Here is a 25438-nt window from a genome sequence, read left to right as displayed (position 1 = left end):
GAGGCAGTGGAAACGCAACGATTTACTATTGAGGATATAAAAAAGGCAGCGGACTTCCTGAAAAAAGGCGCACTTGTTTCTTTTCCGACAGAGACGGTGTACGGGTTGGGTGCCAGTGCGCTCTCTGAATCCGCTGTGAAACAGGTTTATCAGGTAAAAGGGCGTCCGAGCGACAATCCTCTAATTGTTCATGTAAATGGAAAAAAAATGATGGAACAATATGTTGAAAATTTGCCGGGGATGGCAGAAACATTGATTGATCATTTTTGGCCTGGACCGCTGACACTGATTTTACCAATGAAGGAAGGAAGCTTCTCTTCTGTTGTAACTGGCGGGCTGACCACTGTTGCATTTAGAATGCCGGACCATCCATTGACACTGCAGCTGATTGAAGAAGCAGGAATTCCATTAGTCGGTCCAAGTGCCAATACCTCTGGAAAACCCAGTCCGACAACAGCGGATCATGTGTTTCATGATCTTCGAGGAAAAATCGAGGGTGTTGTCGATGGCGGTCCTACTCAAATTGGTGTGGAGTCAACAGTCCTTGATTTGTCGGATTCAATTAATGGTCCAATGATTTTACGTCCGGGAGCGGTGACAAAAGAGGAGCTGGAGCAAGTGATTGGGACGGTAAGAGTGGATAGACATTTACTGGTGGAGAAAGAAGCACCTAAGGCACCGGGAATGAAATACAAACATTATTCTCCGGATACCCCAGTCTGGATTGTTGAAAATACAGAGACAGACTGGCTGAAAGCAGTGGAGTGGGCGAACGCTCAGAATAAAAAAGCCGGAATATTTACAGATCGGAAGACGGCTGAGCGACTAGGGAATCAGGTAACAAAAATCTTCTCTTTTGGTGAGAATACAGTGGAACAAGCAACGAAGCAGCTGTTTTCAGGGTTGCGTAAGCTGGATGATGCACAGGTGGATATCATTTTTGCACCGTCATTTCCAGAAAATGGTTTAGGTGAAGCCTATATGAACCGGCTAAAAAAAGCTGCGGGGCAAAATTTTTTGAAAATCTGATCGCTTTTTTGAGTAGACTGGATTTAAGTATGATACAATCGAAACAAGAAATTATAATGAGGTGTTGTCTAAATGAGTTATGAAACATTTGATCCTGAAGTTTGGGAAGCGATTGGAAAAGAAAAAGAGCGCCAAGAAAACAATCTGGAATTGATTGCATCGGAAAATGTAGTCTCAGAAGGGGTCATGGCTGCCCAGGGAAGTATTCTGACAAACAAATATGCGGAGGGCTATCCTGGGAAACGCTACTATGGCGGGTGTGAATTTGTTGATGTGATTGAGAGTCTGGCTATTGAACGTGCCAAGGAATTATTCGGTGCAGGATTCGCCAATGTTCAGCCTCATTCTGGTTCGCAGGCAAATACAGCAGCGTATCTTTCATTAATTGAGCCTGGTGATACAGTGATGGGAATGGATTTGTCTGCGGGTGGACACTTAACACATGGATCACCAGTGAATTTTAGCGGTAAGACATACAATTTTGTTAGTTATGGTGTCGACCCTGTAACGGAAGTAATTGATTACAATGTCGTTCGTATTCTGGCACGCGAGCATCAGCCTAAGCTGATTGTAGCCGGTGCAAGTGCATATTCGCGAACACTGGACTTTGAAAAATTCCGTGAAATTGCTGATGAAGTGGGCGCAAAATTAATGGTTGATATGGCTCATATTGCCGGACTGGTTGCGGCTGGTTTACATCCAAACCCAGTTCCTTATGCAGATATTACGACATCAACAACACATAAAACCTTACGCGGTCCTCGTGGAGGGTTGATTTTGACAAATGACGAAGAGCTGGCTAAAAAAATTAACAGCAATATTTTCCCTGGAATTCAGGGTGGTCCATTGGAACATGTTATTGCGGGCAAGGCAGTAGCGTTTAAAGAAGCATTGGATCTTGATTTTAAAGATTACAGCGAACAAGTGATAGAAAACGCCAAAGCAATGACAAAGGTCTTTAATCAGGCTCCGGAAGCACGCTTGGTAAGTGGAGCAACAGACAACCATCTTCTGCTGATAGATGTAACTGGTTTTGGTATCAATGGAAAAGAAGCTGAAACAATCTTAGATAGCGTGAATATTACAGTGAATAAAAATGCCATTCCATTTGAACAGCTGAGTCCATTTAAAACAAGCGGTATCCGTGTTGGAACCCCGGCAATTACAACCCGCGGCTTCAGAGAAGAAGATTCAGTTGAAGTGGCAAAACTGATTGTTAAGGCACTGAAAAATCGTGAAAACGAAGAAATGATGACGGAAGTTAAAGAAGCTGTAAAAGAATTGACAAAAAAACATCCGTTGTACAAATAAGCTGTGGATTTTTCCTGGATCTCTGCCAAAATTCTTGAAAACTCGTTTCTTCAATAGTTTTCAGATAGGTTTTGATAGAGGTCGGGACAAAAGCGATCAGCTCCGAGAATTAAGAAGGAATATCCGAAAATAGGTCTTCATATTTTCAAGATAGTTCGGCTTAATTCCGAAGGAGTTGCTTTTGTACCGCCGTTTATTCGGGTTTAGATATGAAGAGAGTTTGGAACTTTGATTCTGTCCCAAACTCTTTTCAATTTCACCAATAGACAAGAAACCGGATTTCGTTGAATCGACAGTTGATTCTTCTCCGGGACTCAGTACTTTTGGAGAGGTTCACTGCTCTATATGGTTTTAAATTCAGGAGATTGTTCAGAAATATTCATTTCTGTATGCAAAATTAAGTTTCTTTTTTGTACTGCTAACAGGTATAATAGAGAAAGATTATCTGGAGAAATTTTGATAATCTAAAAAGGAGAAAAACGAAAAGAGGAAAAGCTATGTTCATTGTATGGGGTTCAAGAGGATTTGAAAAGGATTTAGGTGAGACAGTTGTTCGTTGTACCTGTGGAAATTGTAATAACGATGTGGTAATGCAGGCAAAACAGGTTGGCAGAAAATTTACACTTTTCTGGATTCCATTATTTACGACATCTTCAACATATTATATGCTTTGTCCGATTTGTCATCATGGCAAAGAGCTGACGAAGAATATGCTTGAACGCTATCTAGTTGCGGATGCAGAAACAGCTTCTGAATAAATTTTCAGGAATTGCTCAGCAGGAAAACTGGAGAGAATCTCCGTCATCAACAAATCTGTTTGATGACGGAGATTCTCTTTTTGTAGTTTTTCAGCTCTGAGACAGTACTCAGTGTACTTATCTGATGAGTGTTTATCACAGGTCCTTGTCATTTATTTGAGACCGGCTGCCATATACAAATTGTATCCATTGATAACCAGCACCAGCAAAATAATTAGGCTGTACAGCTTTTTAACTTGTTGGTCTGTTAATTTTTCACTTAATAGACCGCCGGCATACCCGCCTAGTAACGCAGCCGGAATGACTACCCAGAGAATAGTCAGATCATAAACATGAAAGCCAGTGGTTAATCCGATTGCTGACAGTTTGGCAATTTGGGAGAAAAAGATAGTAATAATGGAATACACAGTTGCCAGTTTGATTTCCATACCAAAGAATAAAATAAGTGCAGCTACATTAATCGGTCCGCCTCCGATTCCCAGAAATGTGGAAAGCATGCCTAAGGTGATTCCCACAATAAAGAATGGGAATATTCCAGATAATTTAAACTGTATTTTCCCTCGCTGATTATAAAGCAGAACCAAAACCAAAGTCACAATCATAAAGATATTTTGAATAATTTGTACTTGCCTATCTGCTTGAAAAAATTTTAATAGAAAGCTCAATACATAATCTCCCAGAACTCCTCCAATCAGTGAACCGGCTGAAATACTTAATGCATCTCTCAAATTAATTTGAACTCCGTTTTTCAGCTGTTTATAAGTTGAAGAAACAGACATGGTGAATACTGCTGTGCTGGAATAAAAGGCTATGGCACTTAAAGAATGAAGTCCAATGAAATCCAGAACCGGTTTAATAATCACACCGCCGCCCATTCCAGAAGCAGCACCAACTGTGTTTGATAGAAAGATCGTAATAAAGTAGATGATAAGGACTCTCATAATAGTATTCCTTTCTTTTTTTCTATTATAACATGAAATATATTTTTGGAAACAAAATTTCATTAAAAGTATTTTTTTCTTATAACTTGAAATATTATTTCATAGATGGTATAGTTATATCACCAAATAGAAAACGTATACAAGGAGGAAAAGAGAATGGAAATATCATTTGGTATTATTCTGATTTTATGTTTATACACTGCTGTAGGGGTATTAGATCAAATCTCAATTCAAATCGGCCCATATACCCCATTGTTTGCTGCTGCTGTTACAGGATTGATGATGGGGGATTTAAAGACTGGTCTGGAAATCGGTGCGACGTTGCAGTTGATGACTTTAGGAGTTGCTACTTACGGAGGCGCTACAGTCCCGGATTTTCTTTCAGGGGCTATCATGGGTACAGCGTATGCGATCCTTTCAGGAAAAGGTGCGGAGTATGGAATCGGCGTTGCAGTTCCTATTGGACTTCTGTTGACACAGCTTGATATTTTGGGGCGAATGACAAATACATTCTTCCAGCATAAAGCGGATAAATACGCAGAAGAAGGTAATTATAAGGGCGTAGAGCGCTGTAATATACTGGGTATTTTCCCATGGACGATTTCTCGAGTGATTCCAGTATTTATTGGTCTGGCTTTTGGAGAGCAAGTTGTTAATGTGATCAACGAATTAATCCCAGTATGGGTAATGAATGGGTTAAAAGCAGCTGGAGCGATTTTACCGGCAATGGGTATCGCTATCCTGATGCGCTATCTTCCAATAAAAAAATATTGGCCGTATTTCATTATCGGTTTTGTCCTAATGGCATACTTCGCTGAACTGTTTTCTGTTCTTGGAGTAGCATTGGTTGGTTTGGCTTTAGCGGCACTTTATGTTATGAATCAAAATAATCGTTCAATCGCAACATCTGGTTCCGTGATCTATGAAGATGATGAGGAGGTAGAAATTGATGACTGAGAAATTAACAAAAAAAGATATCAATAAAGTCTTTGTCCGTAATCTGTTTGGATTTCAATGGGGATGGAACTATGAAAAAATGCAGGGGTTGGGCTATTGTTATGTTATTATGCCGGCTCTGAAGCGCTTTTATAAAGATGATCAGGAAAAAATGAAAAAGGCGTTGAAGACACATCTCGGTTTTTTTAACACGACACCTGCTATGTCCAATTTAATTATAGGGGCAAATATGGCTTTGGAAGAAGAAATCGGTATTGAAGATGATATGGCAATTACTGGACTTAAAACAGGCTTGATGGGTCCGTTTGCCGGTGTGGGGGATACTATTTTTATTGCTATCTATCGGGCTATCGTATTTTCTATCGCTGCTTATTTAGCACAGGGCGGGCAGGCTTTTGGACTTCTAATCCCTTTAATTGCAGGAACAGCGGTGATAGGGGTTCGTTATAAGTTTACCTATCTGGGGTATAATCAGGGGAAACGACTGGCAACAGAATTCGCAGATAAGATGAAAATGTTTACTGATGCAGCGGCTATTTTAGGATTAACTGTTGTCGGCGGGTTGATTCCTGCAGTTATCAATTATAAACTGGATATAACCTATAAAATGGGCGAAGTTACTCTGTCCGTTCAGGAAATGCTGGATAAAATATTGCCTGCATTAGTACCCTTGTCTATTGTGGGGTTGTCCTATTGGCTGTTGGGGAAAAAGAAAATGAATTCTACTCGGTTGATTTTTGTGCTGATTCTCTTGGGAATGGTATTAGGAAATCTTCAGGGAATGTTTAACTGGATTGGCGGACTTATCTAAAAATAAAGGATCAAAGGGAAAGGAAGTTTTATTATGCCGATTATTCATGCACGAGTAGATGAACGACTGATTCACGGTCAGGTTGCAACTGTCTGGACAAATAGTCTGGGTGCACAAAGGATTATGGTGGTTAGTGATTCTGCTGTTAAAGATCAAATGCAAATTGGAGCTTTAAAAATGGCAAAGCCGGCAGGAGTAAAGTTGTCTATTCTGTCAAAAAGAAAGGCTGTAGAGAAAATAACAGCTGGTAATTATAATGAAGAAAAAGTTTTTCTGATAACAAAAGATATACCTGACATGGCATATTTGATCGATCATGGTGTCCAACTGACATCGTTTAATGTAGGTAACATTTCTCAAAAACCAAACAGCAGACCGATAAAAAAATCAGTTGCTTTGACAGATGAAGATGTAAAAATTATTCAGCGTTTAGTTGAAGATAAAATAAAAATAACGGCACAAATGATTCCTTCAGAATCAGATGAGTCAATCTTAAATTTTATTAAATAGAAGGAGAGGGTGTCTGAATATGGATGCAGTCACACTAATTAAACAAAAATACAAGAATTTTTCGAAAGTAAATAGAAGAATTGCAGATCTTATTTTGAAAAATCCTTCAGAGTTATTAAAAATGACAGCCAGTGAAATTGCGATGCATAGTCAGACATCCCCAGCTTCGGTTACACGCTTTGCACGATCCATTGAATACGAGGGATTAGATGAATTAAAGATGTCTATTGCTGCTTCCCAGGGCGGAGAAAATAATAAGAAAAATGTAGATCCGATTATTTCTAAAGAGGATTCAGTAGAGCAACTGTGTGAGAAAGTTACTGCGCTGGTGAGCACCACTCTTGATGAGCTGATGTATTCTCTTGATAAAAATGAAGTGGAAAAGGCAGTTAAAAAGATAAGGAAGGCTCGTGAAATTTATCTGGTTGGGATTGGTGCTTCTTCACTGACTACGTATGATCTTTATCATAAATTTAATCGTGCAGGGAAAAAGGCGATGTTTAATTTTGATCCGCATATGAATCTGGAATTTTTAAATTATTCGACTGAAAAAGATGTGTTGATTGCTGTGTCATACAGTGGTTTAAGTAAAGAAGTATTATTGGCATGTGAAATTGCAAAGACGAATCAGACACCCATTATTTTTATTACAAGAAATGATGGAGAACGAATTCAGAAATTAAGTGACATTCTTCTGCTGGTACCGGCTAATGAACACCTAGTTCGAGTAGGAGCTATTTCCTCAATTTCTTCCTCTATGGCTGTAGGTGATATTTTATACCTTGGATTTATCCAGGATCATATTGATGAAGATCTTGCAGAACGAATGATTGGAACCAATACATTGGTAAGTAGCTTGAAGGAAGGGTAATGGAATGATGGAAATAAATCAATTGACAACAGAAACCAGAAATATAAATAGTCAGCATATTGATCGTTTGACAACTGCTGAGATGGTCAAAATTATTAATAATGAAGATAAAAAAGTAGCGGAAGCAGTTGAAAAAGCTTTGCCGGAGATTGCGAAGGCAATTGATTTAATAGCCGAGCGGTTTAAAAAAGGCGGCAGATTGATATACTGCGGTGCCGGCACATCAGGAAGATTAGGTACCTTGGATGCAATTGAACTGACACCTACTTACAGTGTTTCTCCTAAACAGGCTTTTGGTATTCTTGCCGGAGGAAAGGAAGCTATGTACGAAGCTGTTGAAGGAGCAGAAGACTCAAAAGAGTTGGCAGTTAACGATTTGAAGAGTCATCAGTTAACGGATCAGGATGTAGTCATAGCCATAGCAGCTAGCGGCAGAACCCCTTATGCGATATCTGCTGTTGAATATGGAAATCAACTAGGTGCATTGACAGTCTCAGTTACCTGTAATAAAGACGGTGTGATGAATCAGCTTGCTCAAATAGGTATTGCGGCTGTTGTTGGACCGGAAATAATTACAGGGTCAACAAGGATGAAGGCTGGTACTGCACAGAAAATGATCTTGAATATGCTGTCTACAGGCGTAATGATTAAAGCCGGTAAAGTTTATCAAAATTTGATGGTGAATGTACAACCAACCAACTTGAAATTAATTCAGCGTTCCATCTCAATTATTAGAGAAGCAACAGGTAGTGACGCTGAAACGGCAGAACAATATTTAAGAAAAGCTGAGAATCATGTAGCAGCTGCAATCGTTATGATCGAAACCGGTAGGAGTTTGTCTGAAAGTGAACAGTCGCTGAAAGAAAACAATGACCGGATTGCTCAAGCAATTAATGAGCTGCAAAAAAAATCCTGACCAGAGCGGAAAGATAATTATTTAAAAATATTCGAACGAATCAATCATCTGAGATTTTTATATCCCGGAAATATGTAAATAGAGAGGCACGGACAGTGAAACCTAAACTAATACTAATGAGCCATGGAAAGATGGCCTATGAGACCTATCAGTCAGCAAAAATGATTGTTGGAGAGCTTGCTGATATAGCTGCTGTATCCATGCAGGAGCAAGATGGAATGGCAGGAACTCAGGAGAAGCTCACAGCTCTTTTAAATGAAGCAGGAGATGCTCCTGTTCTGGTGATAGCTGATTTAAAAGGAGGAACGCCATGTAATGTTGCCATGATGGCAATGGGAATGAAAGAAAACATGCGGGTTATCTCGGGACTAAACTTGGCGATGGTTTTAGAGGCAGTTCTTTCCCCTGTAGAAGAGCTGGATATGTTGGTCTCATCTCTTTTGTCTGTTGGAAAAGAGGCTGTAACAATGATTGAACTACCTACTCTTGATGAGGATGAGTATGAAGAATAAACTGAAGAAGGTCTGAAGGAAGAGTAAAATTTTGAATAAATAGAAGGAATAAAAAATAGTTGTAAAAATTTTTTTGTAGATTTTACCGACCTGATTCAAAAGCTATTCAACTGTTGTAAATCGCATTTCAAAGCATAGGGCAGAATGGAGAATTTGTTTTGACCGGCGCCTCTTTTTGTTTTACAATAGTAAAAGAAAATGAATAGTTAGGAGATAGAAAATGGGAAAATTTCAAGTAATTGATCATCCTCTGATTCAACACAAATTAACAATCATCCGGGATAAAGACTGCGGAACAAAAGTCTTTCGCGAAGTTGTCAACGAAATTGCCATGTTAATGGCGTATGAGGTTTCCAGAGATATGCCATTGGAAGATGTTGTTATTGAAACACCAATGTGTAAAACGACTCAAAAGACTCTGTCTGGTAAAAAAGTGGCGATCGTGCCTATTTTAAGAGCTGGAATTGGAATGGTGGACGGTATCTTGGAATTGATTCCTGCAGCAAAAGTTGGACATGTAGGGATGTACCGGGATCATGATACTCTGGAACCTGTAGAATATTTTGTGAAAATGCCTGAAGATATTGATGCACGTCAGCTCTTTGTTGTAGATCCGATGCTGGCAACAGGCGGTTCTGCTATTATGGCTATTGACTCACTGAAAGAACGCGGCGGCAGCAACATCAAGTTTGTCTGTCTGGTTGCAGCTCCGGAAGGTGTTAAAGCATTGCAGGAAGCACATCCGGACATTGATATCTATACTGCAGCGCTGGATGAAAAATTAAATGATCAAGGCTACATCGTGCCTGGACTGGGCGATGCCGGGGACCGTTTGTTTGGTACAAAATAAATAAGATAGAATACTAAAATAGACCACACACTGCCAGCATTGAGCTGAACGTGTGTGGCCTATTTTAATATAAGTACTGAAAAAAACAGTTCAGGCTGTTTTTTTCAGTGACTATAAACTATTTTCGAAATCCATGATAATCTGATTTTCGATATTAGAGCCCCAGGTGGACATAAATTTATGATAGACATCCCTATTTCCCGTTGTTTGAAATCGTGTGGCAGAATCGTGTGCCAAAGCTTCATTCATGTCACATTTGATCTGACCAAAGTTTACCATTCTTTTCCATAAGGCTGCACGACTCATTTTTGCTTCTTCTGCAATTGTATGAAAAGATTTTTTTGTATGCAGCTTTTTCAGTAAGGTGATGTCTGGCAGCATGATGATACCGGCTGCCAAATTAGCCAGCTCTTCAATGAATAATTCATTCTCATTATAATAAGTTGGATTCTCGTCCATGTTAAAGAAAGTTTGAGAGATTTCTGTTTTCGATACATCATAATGACAATGGCTTACCTCGTGACAAATACTGAAATTAAACCGGTTTTTAGAGATACGCGGATTGATAAATATTTTTATCTTATTCTTTTTCTTAACAGTTACTCCAAGAAAAAACTCCTCTTCAATCACAGGAATATTAGTGTCGACAGCAATTCGTTCTCTTTTTAAATAATCAGATACAAACATATCAAAGGTATAGCTGGCAGGCTCCAGATTATGTTTTAAAATATACTGGTTAATCAATAAATTTGTTAAAATATAGCGAATATTTACAGCCTCGTCCATCATACAAAACTCCTAATCGTTTTCGTTTTCATCTTCATTCATCGATTGGGCGATATAGCTCATTAAGCTCTTAACTTGTTTTTTGTACTGTTCCTTCTTTGCCTCACCGACGACCTTCTCACCCTTTCTGAACATCATCAGTAAATCTGCGTATTCTTCATCAACAGCTGACTCATCAAGTGAGTCTGTTCGACCCAATAAATAGTCAATGGATACCTGAAAGTGGTCCGCCAGCTTGTCAAGAACTTCACTAGGGACATTTGTGATGGTGCCTCGTTCATAATTTGAAATGTTTTCTCTTTTCATACCGAGAATGTCTGCAAGTTCTTGTTGAGACATTTTATTGGCGGTTCGTAATTCTTTAATTCTCGAAGCTAAAGAACCCATAATTTTTTCTCCTCTATTCAATTTTGAAGAAGTCTTTCACAGGCTTCCGTGTAATCTCTGCATCTGGAGTGCCTGATAGAACAGGAAGCAAACGCAACAGATTAAAAGCTTCTTCTCTTTTTTAAGGTACTGTTTTCCTCAATTATTGGTGAATAACATTTACTTTTAAGAAATAATTAAAAGCAGTTGCGTAATTATTAGTTACATGATAGAATAGTTTTTGTAACTGATAATTACTCTATTCCTCTTGAATCTATTATAAAACGTAATTGTAAATTACGCAAGTGGGAAGTTGAATGTATTGTTCTTAAGAGAGGAGGTATCATTTGTAGGATTCGTCCTGTCTTTTAACCAGACCCAAAAAAAGGGAAAAGAAAGGGACGTTTGCATGGTGGATTACAAGAAAGAGATTTGTGTTCTGATTCAGGAAATTTCCAATGCAGCTCTGCTGGAAAGGGTGTATAAGATGCTGCTGCTGGTAAAAATTAAGTCAGAAAAGAAAGATTGAATCACTCAGAATACATTAGGAGATAATAGAAAACAAACTATTTTTTTGCCCTGAAAAGTAAGTTGTATTTATAGAAATTATCAGATCAGCTGAAGTAACTAAAAAATGAAGCCTTAAGTACACAAAATGAGGTCGGGTCAAAAGCGATCAGCTCCGAGAATTAAAAAGGAATATCCAAAAATAGTTAAGGAACACTATTTATAAAATGAATAGCTGAGAATTGATACACTCCGCTGCGCTTCGATCACCTCAACTTCTACGTATGAACATACTAGAGTTGACAGGCTTCACTAGGATTGCTTTAGCAGATTAGAGGAAGTCCTGTTATCTACTCGGTGAAGGATTTGCTTTTGTCCCGCCGTTTATTCAGGTTTAGATATGAAGAGAGTTTGGAACTTTATTTCCGTCCCAAACTCTCTAATAAAATAGTTTCTCAATCTTTTATTTTTAGCAGAGAATCAACCAGATTCTCAACAACGATTAAGTCTTTATCATCAAGCAATGCTATTTTTTTCATCAAGTCATTATGCTTATTGGAATTGCCAAGTAGGAAATCACTCGCAGCCTCCATCAACAGGTCCTCAGATTTTATTTCATCAGACCGCTCTGCCGAGATATCTTCATAGCCCATCAGCCAGGTTTCGTTAACATCCAATGCTTTTGCAAGCAAAAAGATTTTGTCTTGTTTTGCTTCATAATCACCTTTTAAATAGGCACTAATCAGAGCACGAGATACGCCGCTTTTTTTAGAAAGCGTGATTTGTTTCATATTTCGCATTTCGAGTGCCTGCCGCAAGCGTTGAGCAAATGAAACTTTTTTCATTTTTACTACCTCCTATAGTGGATTATAAAGAAAACTGGACTTTAAAGCAAGAGATTTTCAATATAATTCAGTTTTTCTTGACAAGATTTTTTTTTGATGTTAAACTTCTGTTTGTCAATAAAACTTGATTTATATTTAGAGTGAAATGGAGGGAATGACTTGCAGCAGTTAAAATTTGATTATGGAAGACTGGAAAAGAAAGCCGCTCAGAGTTTTGACTCATCTGATGAATTTCTTCAGCGTATTCAGATGAATGGAGAGTGCTGGTACAGACGGATAAACGAGGGTACATTTTTCAGACAATCTGAGATTGCCACAATTTGTGACGTACTAAAAATTGAAAACAGTGAGATAGCAGATTATTTTTTTTACATCAAAAATCAAGAAAACTTGACTATTGCTGATAAGCAAATTATTTCTAAAACGAGTAGAGCAATAGAAAGAGAAGAAGGACTACTACAAGGAAAGGCTGCAGCAGATTACTGGTATCACATTTATGAGCCATTAATCAGAATCCGGCAATTTATTGAAAGAATAGAAAAGCAGGATATACCAGCGGATAATCCAGAAAAATGAAAGTAGTAAATTTCTACAGCGGAAAGACTGGATGACCATTTGAACAGGAGGACATCGGACACTCAGCAGCAATCCGAGTTTCTTTGAAATTAATTTGACCAGTCGTACTTTTATAAACTATGAACGATTATATAAAACCAATAATTATTGAGATGAGGGAAGAGAAATGGAACAAATTAAGACGATAGAAGATTTTTGGAAAGCAATTGATGAATACAGACAAACGAGAGGCATTTCCTGGAAAAAATTAATGGGTGCCAATGCAGGACTAGCTGCTGCCGGGAAAATGAATCCTACACTGACCAAGCTTCTTCATATACAGGAACTGTTGGGGATTAATCTGTTTTATCTAATGACCGGCAATAATTTTGAACCGGAGGAAGTAATTATTAAGAATCCGGAAACAGCTAAAAAGATGGCACGGATTTATCAGCTTATAGTGGATGACAGCTGGATGGAAGATGAAGCGATTGTTCGTCGGGTTCAGGAGCTGGGAGAAACAATTATTTAGGTGAGGAGGAGAAGGCTGTGAGAAAGTCAACATTTAATTATATTAAGGATATTTTGGGGGATTACTACAAAACAGATGAGTACATAAAACAACGGGAAGAAGAACTTCGTTATCCTCATAGAGAAAGCGACTTGAATGCAGGAATCAAGGGGACAAGAGCGGGGTACCATGTTCAAGATAACTTGATGATTACGATCGAACAGGATAAACGTTTATATGCGCTTGAACGAAACAAACGCGTAATTGCAGAAGCGCTTGAAGAAGCAGATGAAAATACTAGAGTGATTATTCAGGAGCTGTATATGAAGAAGTATTCACACTATACATTGGCTGGGCTCATCCAGCAGCAAAAAATCTTTGTCAGTAAAACAAAGGCCTACGAACTGAGAAATCTTTTTTTCCAGACGATTGCAGATGAATTGGAAATCTATTGACGGAAAAAACACGGAATTTTGACGGGTGTTTCTGCACTAAACTGATAGTATCAGGAAAGCATCGATCTGCGTTATAAAGTGTATGAAGAAAAATCATAGTGTTTTAATTGCAGCTGTATTTAGCTCTTTAAGATCTGATTACATGAGCAGACTCATTAATATGAATTTGCAGGTTATAACAAAATAAGAAAAATGTTGCGGAAAAAATGCGGAATTTTGAGCCCTGTTTTTAGCCTAAACTAGTATTATCAGCAGTGGGTGGGACAATCTTTGTTTGTCTCGGGTTAACAGTTAATTGCCAATTCCACTGTTTCAGGAACAGCTAGTGTGATTGCCAGTCTCACTAAGATAAATAAACTAGTGAGGTGGTATGCGAACCGCCAATCTGATGCATTAGCACTCATTCATTCCTGTATTAAAAGCTTGCTTCTACGAATGCTGGTCGCATGTCTTAGGGTATGTAAGAACATGCTCCAACGCTTTTTCGGATGATCGTCGCATGTCTGAGGGGTATGTAAAAACATGCTTCTACGAATGCTCGGCGCATGTCTTTTGGTCATACAAGACATGCTATATGCGCAGCTCCAATGAATGTGTAGACTTCAATCTTAAATAGGAGATAGCTAACTGCAGAGACAGAAGTATTCAGATTCAAACACCAGGTAGGGAACATGCATCAGCTATTTTTCAATAAACTAGGGCGTGTCTGAAAAGTTAGTGGTATTCAAATTTTTCAGTGATTTTTGTTGAAATCAAGGAAGAAAGCGCAGTTTATGTGGTTCATAAGCGAGTATTTATGACGAGGAGTTCGATAAAAATCATCAAACTATTTGCCGCTTGAGTTTTCAGACACCCCTTAGTGATTCTTAATAATTTCTGCTTATTGTCGAAGAAGGTTCTTCTGTCCGGCTGTTTAGCTTGATTTTGAATAGGCTAAAAATAGATAAAATAGGAGAAATCACCTGATTAAGAAAAAATAGATAGAATTATTTGCGGAAAAAGTACGGAATTTTGACTACTGGTTTTCATTTAAACTAAAAACAGTAAGAGAACAGCAGGAGGTTTTGTAAAAAGCAAAAGCATACTGCAAGGTACAAATAATTTTCCGAAGGTAGGGACAGAACGTATGAGTAAACAGTATAAGCTGATTGATTCAGTTCATACACGAACCACATTAAATGTTGCCCGCAACCATAATGGTGCAGTGAAGTATGAGCATGTTACTCTGTTTCCAGCTCAGAGCTATGAACTGGAGGAGGATCCATTATTTATCCAGTCATTGAAAAATGCAGAAATTAAAAGGAAGTATTCGAAAACGCTTGTCAATGAACTGGATGCTTTGGGCATTTCTTATAAAGAATCAAGCTGTAAATCCTGTGGAGGAAAAGTGAAGCAGATTTCTTATAAGGTTGTGGAAATCGTTGAAGAATAAAGCAGATTGACTAGGGCGTGCCTGAAAAGTTAGCGGGATTCGAATTTTTCAGTGATTTTTGTTGAAATCAAGGAAGAAAACACAGCTTATGTGGGTCATAAGTGAGTATTTATGACGAGGAGTTCGATAAAAATCATCAAACTATTTACCGCTTGAGTTTTCAGACACGTCCTAATGATTGCATACTCTAAAATCATTTTCCAATAAATAAAGTATAGATAAAGGTGGGGATAGATGAGATGAACATCCAATTTCTGGGTATAAAAAATCAGATAAGGAAAAGAGGCTGCTCTTCTTGTGGCGGCAGACAAGTATCAAAGCATACCTTTCAGCGAGAAACACGAATGGTTTTGCCTGGTGGACAGACAAAGACATTTTATGCAGGAGAGACGTATGAAGTGAATGAGGTCGTCGGGAAATTTTTACTCGAACAAACGTACACACTGAATGGAACCTCTGTTGTCCTGTTCAAAGAAGTATAACATTTTTTTAACAGTATTATTTGCTGAGTGATGAAAACAGGCATTCACACTAGTTGATGTCAAAAGATTGAGTTCCTCAGCAGCTTAAAATCGGAAAAAAAGAGGATTATTCTGCTTCAGATGAGAAAGAGGCAGTGGAAAACTGCGCCATTTATCAATGAACAGGGAATCATCTTTTTATCATAATGGACATCTTCCGTCTGCGATCAGGGCAAAAACAGGTGAGATCATCAGACTGAATCAGTGATGACGGAGAAGTTCATATCATATATGTTGTTCGAACACTATTCAAACGGTTGGTTCGTTCACAACACAGAGCTGTCAAGGCAGTCAAAATAAAAGGAGGAAAAAAAATGGCAAAAGAGAAAAAGACAAAAGAAGCAGCTAAAAAAAGTGCAGTAAATGCTCAGGCATTTATTCAGGGCAAGCTTCAAACATTGAATCAAAAAAATGGTGGAAGATATGAACGAGATGCAACACGTGTCGTTCAAAACAATCAATAAGAGGAGGAAATAACAAATGACAAGATGTACAAATGATACGCTGATTTCGAAAATCGGCATGAAAACATTAGACAAACTGGTAGAGGTTGACTTTGCTGTATTAGCAGATATTGACAGCTGCGTGAAAGTAAATACGAAAAACTATATTGACTATACTGGGACAAGTGCAACGTTCAATACGTACAATGTTCCGGAAGATATGTTCAACTGTCTGGCGGAAGGATGCAAAAACTCTGGAACGCTGACTGTTACAAATGGAGTAGGTGCTGTTTCCGGTGCATCATTTGCGGTTGCTGCAGATGCAACAGAATTTGTTGCGGGGGTCATCACTCATTACGTGCATGTACCTGCTGCCGGAACCTATGAACTGGCACTGACTGTTTCCGATATAGCAGACAAGGGGCAAACAAATGCAGATGTTTACCAAAAAACAATCATTGCGGCTGCTGAAGGCTTCTATCCAGTCGTTGTTGATTTATCTAAGCTTCCTGAAGAACAAAAAGGAACAGGCTGGTCTGCAACTGAGAGCGGTATTATCGTTCATATTGAAGCAACTCCAGAAGAAACGGTTCTGAGCACTATTGGCTTCTCGTCAATTTATGTGTACAACAGTATCGAAGATTTTGAAGTCAACGATGTCGTTAAAATCGGCTGTCTGGACGAATTTACGGGTGATTTAACAGTTGATCCTGTGGAAGCAAGCTGTTTCGGCGGCGGCTACGATGCGACAAGTATTGCGATCGAGCGCACCTTGACTGGTAAGAGCGTGTCAGCGAACTACTGGAAATTAAATCCATTAATGTCTAAAGGCAGCCAAACAACCGGCTGGTTAATCCAGACAACAGAAAAAACAGTGGCTGAAACAGTGATCGACGGCGTAAGCTACGGATCAATTCAGCTTCCTGATATGAATATGGAAGAATGTGCCTTCACTACAGCGGCAATGGCAGACAGCTGCAACATTACAGACGCATTGCTGAGCCGTGTAAATACACCGGTTGTTGTGGATATTAACGAAAAACAATTTATCGTTTTGGAAGCAGGAAAAATTCTATTCCATTCTTCTCTGATTGGAAAAGAATTGGTTGTCAGCTATCCGAAGAAAGTGGATGTGGAGCATTTTGTCGGCAACGAAGATTCTCTGGATTCCCGCAGAGTACGCATGTCCTTCACTCAGGAACAGACAGATGGTGTGAAACAAAACTACGTGTACAATAACGTACTGATCACATCATTCCCTGGAACTGTCAACAAAGAAGAAACAACATTCAGCTTCACGATTTCTGTGCAGCGTGATAAAAACGGCAACTTCTTTGAAATGTATCGTGTAGCAGAATAAGATTTAAAAAGAAGAGGAGAAGTGACGGTAGTATATTCTAGCCGGTTTTTCAAGTAGATGCGTTTGTATCGAGAATCAAACAAGGGCCTTCAATTCTAAATGGCTCTGCCATTTAGAAAGTGATGAGATCGAAACGAAGTGAAGTGTAGTGTAGTTGTAGTGAGACTCGTAGATACATGATTTTTCCACAATAGGACTGTCAACTTGAGACAAGCAAGGCTGTCACAACCTCTTCAATCTAGCTGAAGAAAAGCTGCGTTAATAGGTGTAACGAAATCTAAAATGTACACTATTCAACGGTATTATTCAATAGGAGCTGATTTTATTAAAACAGCTTCAAAAATGATTCATTCAGAAATAAAGTGACTGTCGGGTCCGGAGCTCTTACTGTTCCGGACCAGCTGATCACAAATTAGGAGGAACAGAAATGGAAGAAAAAGGCATGAAAGCCGCTGACTTTTTAGCAATCAGCGATAAATTGAAAAAGACAAATGAGGATGACACTCCTTTTGCAATTGTCAAAGATCAGGAAGTTTCAGTGATTGGCGATGCCAACAAGACGGAAATCAAACAGGCGAATTACAGCGTACGCTTCAGAGTACCCAAAACATTTTTTGAGGAAGCTCCGGAGGGGGCCAAAGAAGTTGGTTCTTTCTACGTATTTAACGTTGACTTTGAGGGTGTAACGATTACTCCTCGTTCAGACTTGAAAATTGTTGATGCGATTATGAAAATCATTCCGTTTTTCAACAAGCTGAGAGAAAACGGAGAGGTGGAAGCTTTTGACAAGGAAGAGCTTCTTTCTATCTTTGTGAATGCAGGCGATGATGTTCACCTGGCAATCTATAACCTGGTTGCCACATTCCTGGGGATCGATGATCAGTTAGGCGAGTATATGCTGCCATTTTCTGTCATCGAAAACTTGAATAAGATCATGGACAGTCATCCGGAAGTCTTTAATGAAGCTGATGTTTTTTTCGGTTAATCTATCGAAAAGCCTGTGAAAATGACACATCGGTAGCACAGGAAAGCGAAACGTTTTTCGCCAGTCTGAATCTTTATAACTACATGGCTCATTATGTAGCCAAAGTATTAAAGCAGCGCCCGAATGCTATCTTGGATTATTGGGGCGTTGCAGAATTACTGGTTGCCTATGGTCAGTATGCCAATGAGGAAAGCTATAAAAACTTTCTCGAGTGGAAATCACTGAGCAACAGCACGAAGAACAAAGTGAAAAAGCCGAAAGAATATGCGGTGCTGTTCTATACGAATGAGGATTTGAAGGAGTAGTTTAAAAGTGAAGATAAAAATAAAACCGCATGGGGATGCGGTTTTTGTGTATGGTGAAAAAATGATTAGTCTACTTTGGTGAATTCGATGGAAACACTACGTATACGTAGTGTTTCGCCTTCATGTAAGGTTAACCCTTGTCTTGCTTTACTGTAAATTTCAGAATCACCGGCTTCAGGGAATACTTTAACACGTTCTTTTCCTTCAGGAGAGGCCATGTATTCACGAAACGGCATTTCTTCACCATCAGCAGAAAGTACACTAACAGTGCCATAACCATCACCAACTGCTTTAAGGTCATAAGTACCTGGAGTTAAATCACCATTTTCTCCAACTGATAGGTTACTTGTTAGTATTTTTGTTTTGTCAGTTTCAGAATATTGAACGCTTGAAAAACTGATTGAAAGTTCACGAATCTTAATTGTTTCACCATCACGTAATGTTAATCCAAGAATTTCCTCACTGTAATTTTCAGGATCACCAGCTTCAGGGAATTTTTGAAGTCTTTCTTTTCCTTCAGTAGAGGCCATATATTCACGAAACGGCATTTCTTCACCATCAGCAGAAAGCAAACTTACAGTTCCATAGCCATCACCAATTGCCTTGATATTATAAATTCCTGGCATGATGTCTTTACCTACTGTAAGATCACCTGTCAATGTTTTTACAGCAGTATTTGTTGTCGAAGAGTTTGCATTCTGTTCTGAAGATGGCTGGCTGCTTGAAGAATTTGTTGTTGATGCAGTTTGTGAATTACAGGCAGATAAAAAAATGATAGAAAGTACCAATAACGTTATTTTTTTCATGTGAAATACTCCTTAGTTGAATATTGTGATAGTTGTTTGTAAAATCAGATATAGTATAACATAAAAATATCATAATTTTTTTCTTACTTTTAAAAAGGAGTAGTTTTTACTGAAACAATTGGCAGCATCTGTCTTTTCAGTTTTCTGTGAGATAAATTATCTAAGTATGTATTTCCCTTATATAGTAAGTTATGTTAAATTGAAATTAGTAATGTAATAGTATTTTAGGAGGAAAAAAAGTGAAAAAAGTATAGATGGTATGTTTGCTGTCAATAGTAACAATAGAATTAGCTGGGTGTGGATCAAATGGGGATACTTCAAGTGGTAAAACGTCAACAGAGCAAAAATCAGCAAAAGAATATAAAAAAATGGAAGAAGCTTTGGGAGAAAAAGGTATCGACTATGATTATTTTGAAATGAAATTTCAGTTTGATCGTGAAATAAACGAGGTCTCACAAGTAAATCTTCAACTAAAAGGGAACAGCGATGGTAAGATGAAGGACACTTTATGTTATGATGTAAGCGAAGGAAAGATAGTTTAGTCGTCATTATATAGACATGATATAAGCGGAATTGCTGAAGTGTTGGATAGTATAGGATATGATGACAAAGAAATGTTAGGATTTGCCCAGTGGTACAAGGGGAATGAATAATTATTTCTATCTAAATAAGTATAGATAAAAGTATGAGTTTTCACTCATGCTTTTTTTATTATCTGAAACAGCGGAGTGCAGGAAAATAGCTGCACATTGATTACAAAGAAAGAAAGGAGGCGGCAGAGTGGCAATTGAAAAAATATCAATAGATATAAGAAGTAACGCAAAAGAAGTGGAAAAAGAACTCGCCAAAATCAATTCTCAAATCAAAAAGCTGGAAAAAGAAAAAATAAATATTCGATTAGATACAAAGAAATTGGATGCTGCAGAAAAGAAACTAGACAAGTTGAATACAAAGCTAAGTGGACTATCCATAAAAAAAGCGATCATTGAAGTCGATACTGGAGACATCAATGAAGCTGCAAATGCACTGGGGAAACTGCACAAGAATATCCAACAACTAAGTAGTATTCAAATTCAGACAGATATCTCGATTCGTTTAAGTGATGTTGATTTAAATATGGAGAATATTGGTAGTGAATTGCAGGATCAGGGGCTTAAGCTGATTAAAAATATTACTGCAGTTATTGAAGAAGGTGCTGCAGCTCTACAAACTGCCAGCGATAAGCTGCCGGCAGATATAGATTCAATTATCCCTAAGTTGACAGCCATGGGGGCAGCTATCGTAGGAATGGGCGTGTTGGTTGGAGCAGCAGGTGCGGCAGCGACTGAGTTTCCAAAAGAGGCAAAAACTGGATTTAAAATGATTCGAGAAATCGGTAAAGTTTTAGTTGAATCTGCTGAGGTAATAGAAGAAATCTCAGGGAAACTACCATCAGATTTCGGTGAAGTCGCAGCTAAAATGACAAGCATGGGCATTGCGATTGGTGGTATGGGGTTGTTAGCAGGAATTGCTGGAGCCGCTGCAACTGAGTTTCCTAAGGAAGCAAAAACTGGATTTAAAATGATCCGAGAAATCGGTAAAGCCTTGGTTGAATCTGTTGAGGTAATAGAAGAAATCTCAGGGAGACTACCATCAGATTTCGGTGATGTTGCAGCTAAAATGACAAGCATGGGCATTGCGATTGGTGGTATGGGGTTGTTAGCAGGAATTGCTGGAGCCGCTGCAACGAAGTTTCCGAAAGAAGCGAAAGCAGGCTTTAAAACAATAAGTGAAATCAGTAAAGTGATGATCGAATCTGCAGAAGCTCTTGGTGAAGTGGCAACTAAGGTACCATCAAACTTTGGTGAAGTGGCGTCAAAAATGGCAAGTATGGGTATTGCTATCGGTGGTATGGGGTTGTTAGTAGGAATTGCTGGAAAAGCAGCAATTGAATTCCCGAAAGAAGCCAAAGAAGGATTTAGTAAGATTTTAGATATCAACATTGTTTTACAGGAAACAGCAGAAACAATGGAACAAATAGCACAAAAGATTCCGTCTAATCTAGGTGAAATGAGTTCCAGATTGGCAAGCATGGGAATTGCAATTTTAGGGATGGGCGCATTAGTGGGCATAGCTGGAAAATTAGCGACAGAGTTCCCAGAAGAAGCCAAAGAAGGTTTTAGTAAAATCTTAGATATCAATATTGTTTTACAGGAAACTGCTGAAACAATGGAACAAATAGCACAAAAGATTCCATCTAATCTAGGTGAAATGAGCTCCAGATTAGCAAGTATGGGAATTGCAATTTTAGGAATGGGCGCATTAGTAGGTATAGCCGGAAAATTAGCGACAGAGTTCCCAGAAGAAGCCAAAGAAGGTTTTAGTAAAATCTTAGATATTAACATTGTTTTACAGGAAACGGCTGAAACAATGGAACAAATAGCACAGAAAATCCCGTCAGATTTAGGAGCGATGAGTTCCAGATTGGCAAGTATGGGTATAGCAATTCTGGGAATGGGTATTTTAGTAGGCATCGCTGGAGCCTTTGCAAAGAAAGCACCGGAAGAAGCAAAAGCTGGCTTGGATATGATTCTTGATATCAATATTTTGTTGCAAGAGACAGCAGAAACAATGGGTCAAATCGCCCAGAAAATCCCGTCAGATTTAGGAGCGATGAGTTCCAGATTGGCAAGCATGGGTATAGCAATTCTGGGTATGGGAGTTTTAGTAGGAATTGCAGGAGCTTTTGCAAAGAAAGCGCCGGAAGAAGCAAAAGCCGGCTTGGATATGATTCTTGATATCAATATTTTGTTGCAAGAGGCAGCAGAAACAATGGGTCAAATCGCCCAGAAAATCCCGTCAGATTTAGGAGCGATGAGTTCCCGCCTTGCGAGCATGGGGATTGCTATTGTTGGTATGGGAGCCCTAGTAGTTATTGCCGGAGCTGTGAATAAGAAATTTTCTAAAGAAACAAAAGCCGGTCTGGCAATGATTAGTGAGGTTAATGTTTTACTATTGGATGCTGCGAATGCACTGGGGCAGATTAATAAAAAAGTACCATCAGATTTAGGTGCCATGACATCTAAGCTGGCAAGTATGGGTATAGCTATTGGAGGTATGAGTGCTCTGGTGCTAATTGTCGGTAAGTTTTCTGAGAGTAATCCTGCAGCAGCAGTTGCTGGTTTATTTGTTGTTGACGAAGTAATTGGACTGCTAATGGAATCAGCAGAAGCAATGAAACAGATTGACAAAAAAGTTCCTGGGAATATCGACAAAGTGGCATCTAAGCTGGCAAATATTGGGATTGCGATTGGCGGTATGAGTGTTTTAGTCGGAGTCGTTGGAGCTTTAGTGGCTTCTGGAATAGGTGCATTAATTGCCGGAGCAGGGCTGGCAACAGTTTATCTGGTAGCTGAAGAATTAATTCACATATCAGAGGCAATTAAAGAGATGGATCAAAATGTACCAGAAGAGATGACTGGAGTAAAAGAAAAGATTGAAGGCATTGCCGAAGCTGTAGGCTATTTCACAGCAGCCGATCTTGGCGGGGTTCTGGACTTATTAGAAAATGCAGTCGGAGCTTTAAATACCGCAGTAGCAGCTGAAGGAATCAAGAAGCTGGTAGAAGTTGGACTGGAATTAGAGAAGCTTGATGGAATCACTATACCAGAAAATGTAGAAGCGAAAATTAATGCAATTCAGGATGTTTTTGGCTATCTGAAAAAGGGTGTCGGTCTGATTGGCGAACTGAATCAATTTTTCAATGGTGGAGGAATTGATACTAAGATCGGAGACAAAGCTTCTCAGGCAATCAGTAACCTAGTTGACGTAGCGGAAGCAGCCAAGAAGCTTACTGGAGTGAATATGGATGAACTGGAAAATGTTGATGGAACAATTCAGGGAATTCAAGGTCTCTTTGGTATGTTTGAAAAGACTAAAGGCTTGAAAACTAATTTTAAAGAGTTTTTTGAGGGTGGAAACATTGGTACTGGTGTTGCCAAAGATGCGAAGAATTATGTCAAATCAATAGCGGATATCGCAACGTCATTCGAAAAATTAGAAAATGCGGAATTTAATATAAATACTGTAAAAACAAAAATTGAAGGTATTCAAAGCGTTTTTGACTTATTTTTGGAAAAAGGGAATATTGTAGATCGATTCAAGTCGTTATTTACAGGTGAAAACAGTATAGACACTGGGCTTGTAAAAACAGCCAAAGAATATGTGACTAATCTGGCGGCGATTGCGGGAGAATTGGCGAAAATTCAAGATGCGGAACTTATTTTTGGCGATGTTAAAACAAAGCTTCAAAACATTCAGGATATTGTAAAAGAATTTGCAAAAATTGATCTTAAAATGGATCTAGACAGCGACTCACTCAATGATGCAGTTACGAAAGCTGGACTTGTAAATGATCTAATCAATCATCTTGAAACGGCATTGAACTTTACATTTGATGCAGGAGCATTGGATAAATTCAAGGAAACAATGAAAAATGTAGCTATAGCCATTAAAGAAATATTGACTGCGGATTTTGTTCCTAAAGAAAATAATGGAAAAGAAATTAAAATTCCTAGTTGGAAAGCAATGAAGGCTAAAGTAGATGAAGCAATTGAAAAACTTACAGAGCTGAATCTATTGGGAACACAAATTTCAAATGCACTTCAATTTAAATTTAACGCTGACAATTTAACTGCTTTTCAAACTACTATAAAACTAATAAAAGATGTTATGCGGGAAGTTCTGACAACAAATTTTGCTCCAGAAGATTCAGATGGAAATAAACTTGAGTTTGACAATTGGGAAGAGATTAAGCAGCCTATTTTAGATGCAATCGATAAATTGACAGAGTTGAATAACCTAGGTAAACAATTAGATGAAAATTTGAACTTTGATTTTGATATCGAAAAGTTCAAAATGACATTGGGACAATTGAAAAGTGCGTATCAAATGGTTACAAATTTTGACTTGAATATGGATATGTTTGCAGATACGGGAAACAGTAATGAATCTACTGAATGGGCAGCACCTCTCTTAGGTGATAATTTACTGCCAGAAGCTAATATTCAGTCATCTAGTACAAAAGCGAATAATGAGGGTTTTAAATCAAAAGTTAGTAACACTATTAATAAAATAAAAAAAATAGTTGAACTTCAAGCTGAATTAAAAAAAATAACTGATAATGCGATTGCCCCAGAAACATTCGGAACAGCATTGAGTAATATAACCCAATGTTTAGCTTCAATTCAGGAATTTATTACAGAAGCACCGGAAATTGGAGAGCTTGATTTGATCAGTGAAGGAATTAATAAGATCAAACTTATGACTGAAGCGATTAACGGACTTTTAGAAGAGTTCAAAACTGTTGGAACAAACTATGCCACAGCACTGCTTCAAGGATTTGACAGTGTCGGTATACCAGCAGTACTTACAGTTAAACTGATTGCTTTAGCACTATTTCTTAGAGGCGGATCCGTTTCGACACAATTCTATGAAGTTGGAAAATTCTATGGGAATAAACTTCAGGAAGGTTTTAGTGAAGCCTTAAAAGAAATTTCTTCAAGATTGGGTGAGGCAGCCAACGCTGTTCAAACGAATTTAAGCGGATCTTCGACCAACACAATTTTTAGGTCAATGGGAACTACCCTTGGGAATGCATTGGTGGCAGGGTTTAAATCGGCAGTAGACGGATTGTACGTCAAAGTAGGTGCTACAAATGGAAGCGGGTCTGATATTATAAATGATATCGGTTTTGCAACTGGTGGACTAGTTCCAAGCTATTTGGCTTCCGGCGGGTTGGCGAGTATTTTCAAGAAAAGAGGAACTGATACAGTACCTGCTATGCTGACACCGGGCGAGTTTGTACAACGGAAAGCGGCAGTAAGCACCTTTGGACTTGAGTTCATGAGACGTGTGAACAACCTTGATATTCGAGGGACATTCACTGCGTTGACAGGAAGGTTCAATACTCAGGGGATGTTGACGCCAGCTGTTTCAAGTATTGTGAATAATATTAATCACACCACAAATAATGCGAATCGAGTGACGCAAAATGTAGTCGGAGGAAATCCGGATTATATGATGAAACGGGCAAGTCGGTATTTGAGATAAAAAGA

General features: G+C 38.6%; 26 protein-coding genes. 21 read left to right on the top strand and 5 right to left on the bottom strand.

The annotated features are described in order from the left end of the window. Positions 1–6 precede the first annotated feature (6 nt). From LI954_RS03410 to LI954_RS03400, 3 genes are all read left to right on the top strand, one after another. On the top strand, positions 7–1029 hold the full coding sequence (locus LI954_RS03410) for an L-threonylcarbamoyladenylate synthase (protein ID WP_202064610.1): 1023 nt from the start codon (positions 7–9) through the stop codon (positions 1027–1029). Between the two features lie 72 nt (positions 1030–1101). Further along, positions 1102–2340, top strand: coding sequence for a serine hydroxymethyltransferase (gene glyA / locus LI954_RS03405; protein WP_229441721.1), 1239 nt, complete (start codon positions 1102–1104; stop codon positions 2338–2340). A gap of 497 nt (positions 2341–2837) precedes the next feature. Then, complete coding sequence (locus LI954_RS03400) at positions 2838–3098, top strand: zinc-ribbon domain-containing protein (protein ID WP_229441717.1); 261 nt, start codon at positions 2838–2840, stop codon at positions 3096–3098. A 152-nt stretch (positions 3099–3250) separates the two neighbouring features. On the opposite strand, the gene LI954_RS03395 is transcribed toward LI954_RS03400, so the two are convergent. Further along, on the bottom strand, positions 3251–4039 hold the full coding sequence (locus tag LI954_RS03395) for a sulfite exporter TauE/SafE family protein (protein WP_229441716.1): 789 nt from the start codon (positions 4037–4039) through the stop codon (positions 3251–3253). A gap of 156 nt (positions 4040–4195) precedes the next feature. On the opposite strand from LI954_RS03395, the gene LI954_RS03390 reads away from it, so the two are divergent. From LI954_RS03390 to upp, 7 genes are all read left to right on the top strand, one after another. After that, the gene (locus tag LI954_RS03390; protein WP_229441715.1) at positions 4196–4996 is read left to right on the top strand and encodes a PTS mannose/fructose/sorbose/N-acetylgalactosamine transporter subunit IIC; all 801 of its coding nucleotides are present in this window, start codon (positions 4196–4198) and stop codon (positions 4994–4996) included. Continuing rightward, the gene (locus LI954_RS03385; RefSeq protein ID WP_229443624.1) at positions 4989–5807 is read left to right on the top strand and encodes a PTS system mannose/fructose/sorbose family transporter subunit IID; all 819 of its coding nucleotides are present in this window, start codon (positions 4989–4991) and stop codon (positions 5805–5807) included. The genes LI954_RS03390 and LI954_RS03385 overlap by 8 nt, the downstream gene beginning before the upstream one ends. Before the next feature lie 33 nt (positions 5808–5840). Next, entirely contained in the window at positions 5841–6317 is a 477-nt protein-coding gene (locus LI954_RS03380; protein WP_229441713.1) for a PTS system mannose/fructose/N-acetylgalactosamine-transporter subunit IIB, read from the top strand. Between the two features lie 19 nt (positions 6318–6336). Beyond that, positions 6337–7188, top strand: coding sequence for a MurR/RpiR family transcriptional regulator (locus tag LI954_RS03375; RefSeq protein WP_202064601.1), 852 nt, complete (start codon positions 6337–6339; stop codon positions 7186–7188). Between the two features lie 7 nt (positions 7189–7195). After that, positions 7196–8104, top strand: coding sequence for an N-acetylmuramic acid 6-phosphate etherase (gene murQ, locus LI954_RS03370; RefSeq protein WP_202065034.1), 909 nt, complete (start codon positions 7196–7198; stop codon positions 8102–8104). Between the two features lie 95 nt (positions 8105–8199). Beyond that, positions 8200–8616, top strand: coding sequence for a PTS sugar transporter subunit IIA (locus tag LI954_RS03365; protein WP_229443622.1), 417 nt, complete (start codon positions 8200–8202; stop codon positions 8614–8616). 220 nt (positions 8617–8836) lie between these two features. Further along, positions 8837–9466, top strand: coding sequence for a uracil phosphoribosyltransferase (upp, locus tag LI954_RS03360; RefSeq protein WP_202064600.1), 630 nt, complete (start codon positions 8837–8839; stop codon positions 9464–9466). Between the two features lie 111 nt (positions 9467–9577). Here upp and LI954_RS03355 read toward each other — a convergent pair whose 3' ends face one another. The 3 genes from LI954_RS03355 to LI954_RS03345 all read right to left on the bottom strand — a co-directional run bounded on the left by LI954_RS03355 (position 9578) and on the right by LI954_RS03345 (position 11970). Continuing rightward, entirely contained in the window at positions 9578–10255 is a 678-nt protein-coding gene (locus LI954_RS03355; protein ID WP_229443620.1) for an ImmA/IrrE family metallo-endopeptidase, read from the bottom strand. 9 nt (positions 10256–10264) lie between these two features. Next, on the bottom strand, positions 10265–10639 hold the full coding sequence (locus LI954_RS03350; protein ID WP_229441708.1) for a helix-turn-helix domain-containing protein: 375 nt from the start codon (positions 10637–10639) through the stop codon (positions 10265–10267). 941 nt (positions 10640–11580) lie between these two features. Continuing rightward, on the bottom strand, positions 11581–11970 hold the full coding sequence (locus LI954_RS03345; protein WP_202064593.1) for a helix-turn-helix domain-containing protein: 390 nt from the start codon (positions 11968–11970) through the stop codon (positions 11581–11583). A 159-nt stretch (positions 11971–12129) separates the two neighbouring features. On the opposite strand from LI954_RS03345, the gene LI954_RS03340 reads away from it, so the two are divergent. The 9 genes from LI954_RS03340 to LI954_RS03300 all read left to right on the top strand — a co-directional run bounded on the left by LI954_RS03340 (position 12130) and on the right by LI954_RS03300 (position 18537). After that, on the top strand, positions 12130–12546 hold the full coding sequence (locus LI954_RS03340; RefSeq protein WP_229443618.1) for a hypothetical protein: 417 nt from the start codon (positions 12130–12132) through the stop codon (positions 12544–12546). 166 nt (positions 12547–12712) lie between these two features. Next, positions 12713–13057, top strand: a complete 345-nt coding sequence (locus tag LI954_RS03335; protein ID WP_229443617.1) for a hypothetical protein — start codon at positions 12713–12715, stop codon at positions 13055–13057. A 17-nt stretch (positions 13058–13074) separates the two neighbouring features. After that, positions 13075–13491, top strand: coding sequence for a transcriptional regulator (locus LI954_RS03330; RefSeq protein WP_202064589.1), 417 nt, complete (start codon positions 13075–13077; stop codon positions 13489–13491). Positions 13492–14617: 1126 nt separating this feature from the next. Then, positions 14618–14923: a hypothetical protein gene (locus LI954_RS03325; protein WP_202064587.1), complete on the top strand. Its 306-nt coding sequence runs from the start codon at positions 14618–14620 to the stop codon at positions 14921–14923. A gap of 239 nt (positions 14924–15162) precedes the next feature. Then, entirely contained in the window at positions 15163–15405 is a 243-nt protein-coding gene (locus LI954_RS03320) for a hypothetical protein (protein WP_229443616.1), read from the top strand. A 353-nt stretch (positions 15406–15758) separates the two neighbouring features. After that, on the top strand, positions 15759–15908 hold the full coding sequence (locus tag LI954_RS03315; RefSeq protein ID WP_202064584.1) for a hypothetical protein: 150 nt from the start codon (positions 15759–15761) through the stop codon (positions 15906–15908). Positions 15909–15924: 16 nt separating this feature from the next. Then, complete coding sequence (locus LI954_RS03310; RefSeq protein ID WP_202064582.1) at positions 15925–17247, top strand: hypothetical protein; 1323 nt, start codon at positions 15925–15927, stop codon at positions 17245–17247. Between the two features lie 427 nt (positions 17248–17674). Continuing rightward, on the top strand, positions 17675–18232 hold the full coding sequence (locus LI954_RS03305; protein ID WP_202064580.1) for a hypothetical protein: 558 nt from the start codon (positions 17675–17677) through the stop codon (positions 18230–18232). Positions 18233–18315: 83 nt separating this feature from the next. After that, positions 18316–18537, top strand: a complete 222-nt coding sequence (locus LI954_RS03300) for a hypothetical protein (protein ID WP_202064578.1) — start codon at positions 18316–18318, stop codon at positions 18535–18537. A gap of 65 nt (positions 18538–18602) precedes the next feature. Here LI954_RS03300 and LI954_RS03295 read toward each other — a convergent pair whose 3' ends face one another. After that, positions 18603–19343 (bottom strand): hypothetical protein, encoded by a 741-nt coding sequence (locus LI954_RS03295; protein WP_229443615.1) that lies wholly within the window; start codon positions 19341–19343, stop codon positions 18603–18605. Positions 19344–19606: 263 nt separating this feature from the next. On the opposite strand from LI954_RS03295, the gene LI954_RS03290 reads away from it, so the two are divergent. Together LI954_RS03290 and LI954_RS03285 are read left to right on the top strand one after the other, a co-directional pair. Then, a complete protein-coding gene (locus LI954_RS03290) occupies positions 19607–19885 on the top strand; it encodes a hypothetical protein (protein ID WP_229443614.1) in 279 nt (92 codons plus the stop codon). Between the two features lie 238 nt (positions 19886–20123). Next, positions 20124–25433, top strand: a complete 5310-nt coding sequence (locus LI954_RS03285; protein ID WP_229443613.1) for a hypothetical protein — start codon at positions 20124–20126, stop codon at positions 25431–25433. The last annotated feature ends 5 nt before the right edge of the window (positions 25434–25438 follow it).

The organism is Enterococcus sp. CWB-B31 (assembly GCF_020567645.1).
Lineage (GTDB): Bacteria > Bacillota > Bacilli > Lactobacillales > Enterococcaceae > Enterococcus_L.
The sequence above is the reverse complement of the archived record's forward strand: the minus strand, read 5'-3'. Positions and strand labels throughout refer to the sequence as shown.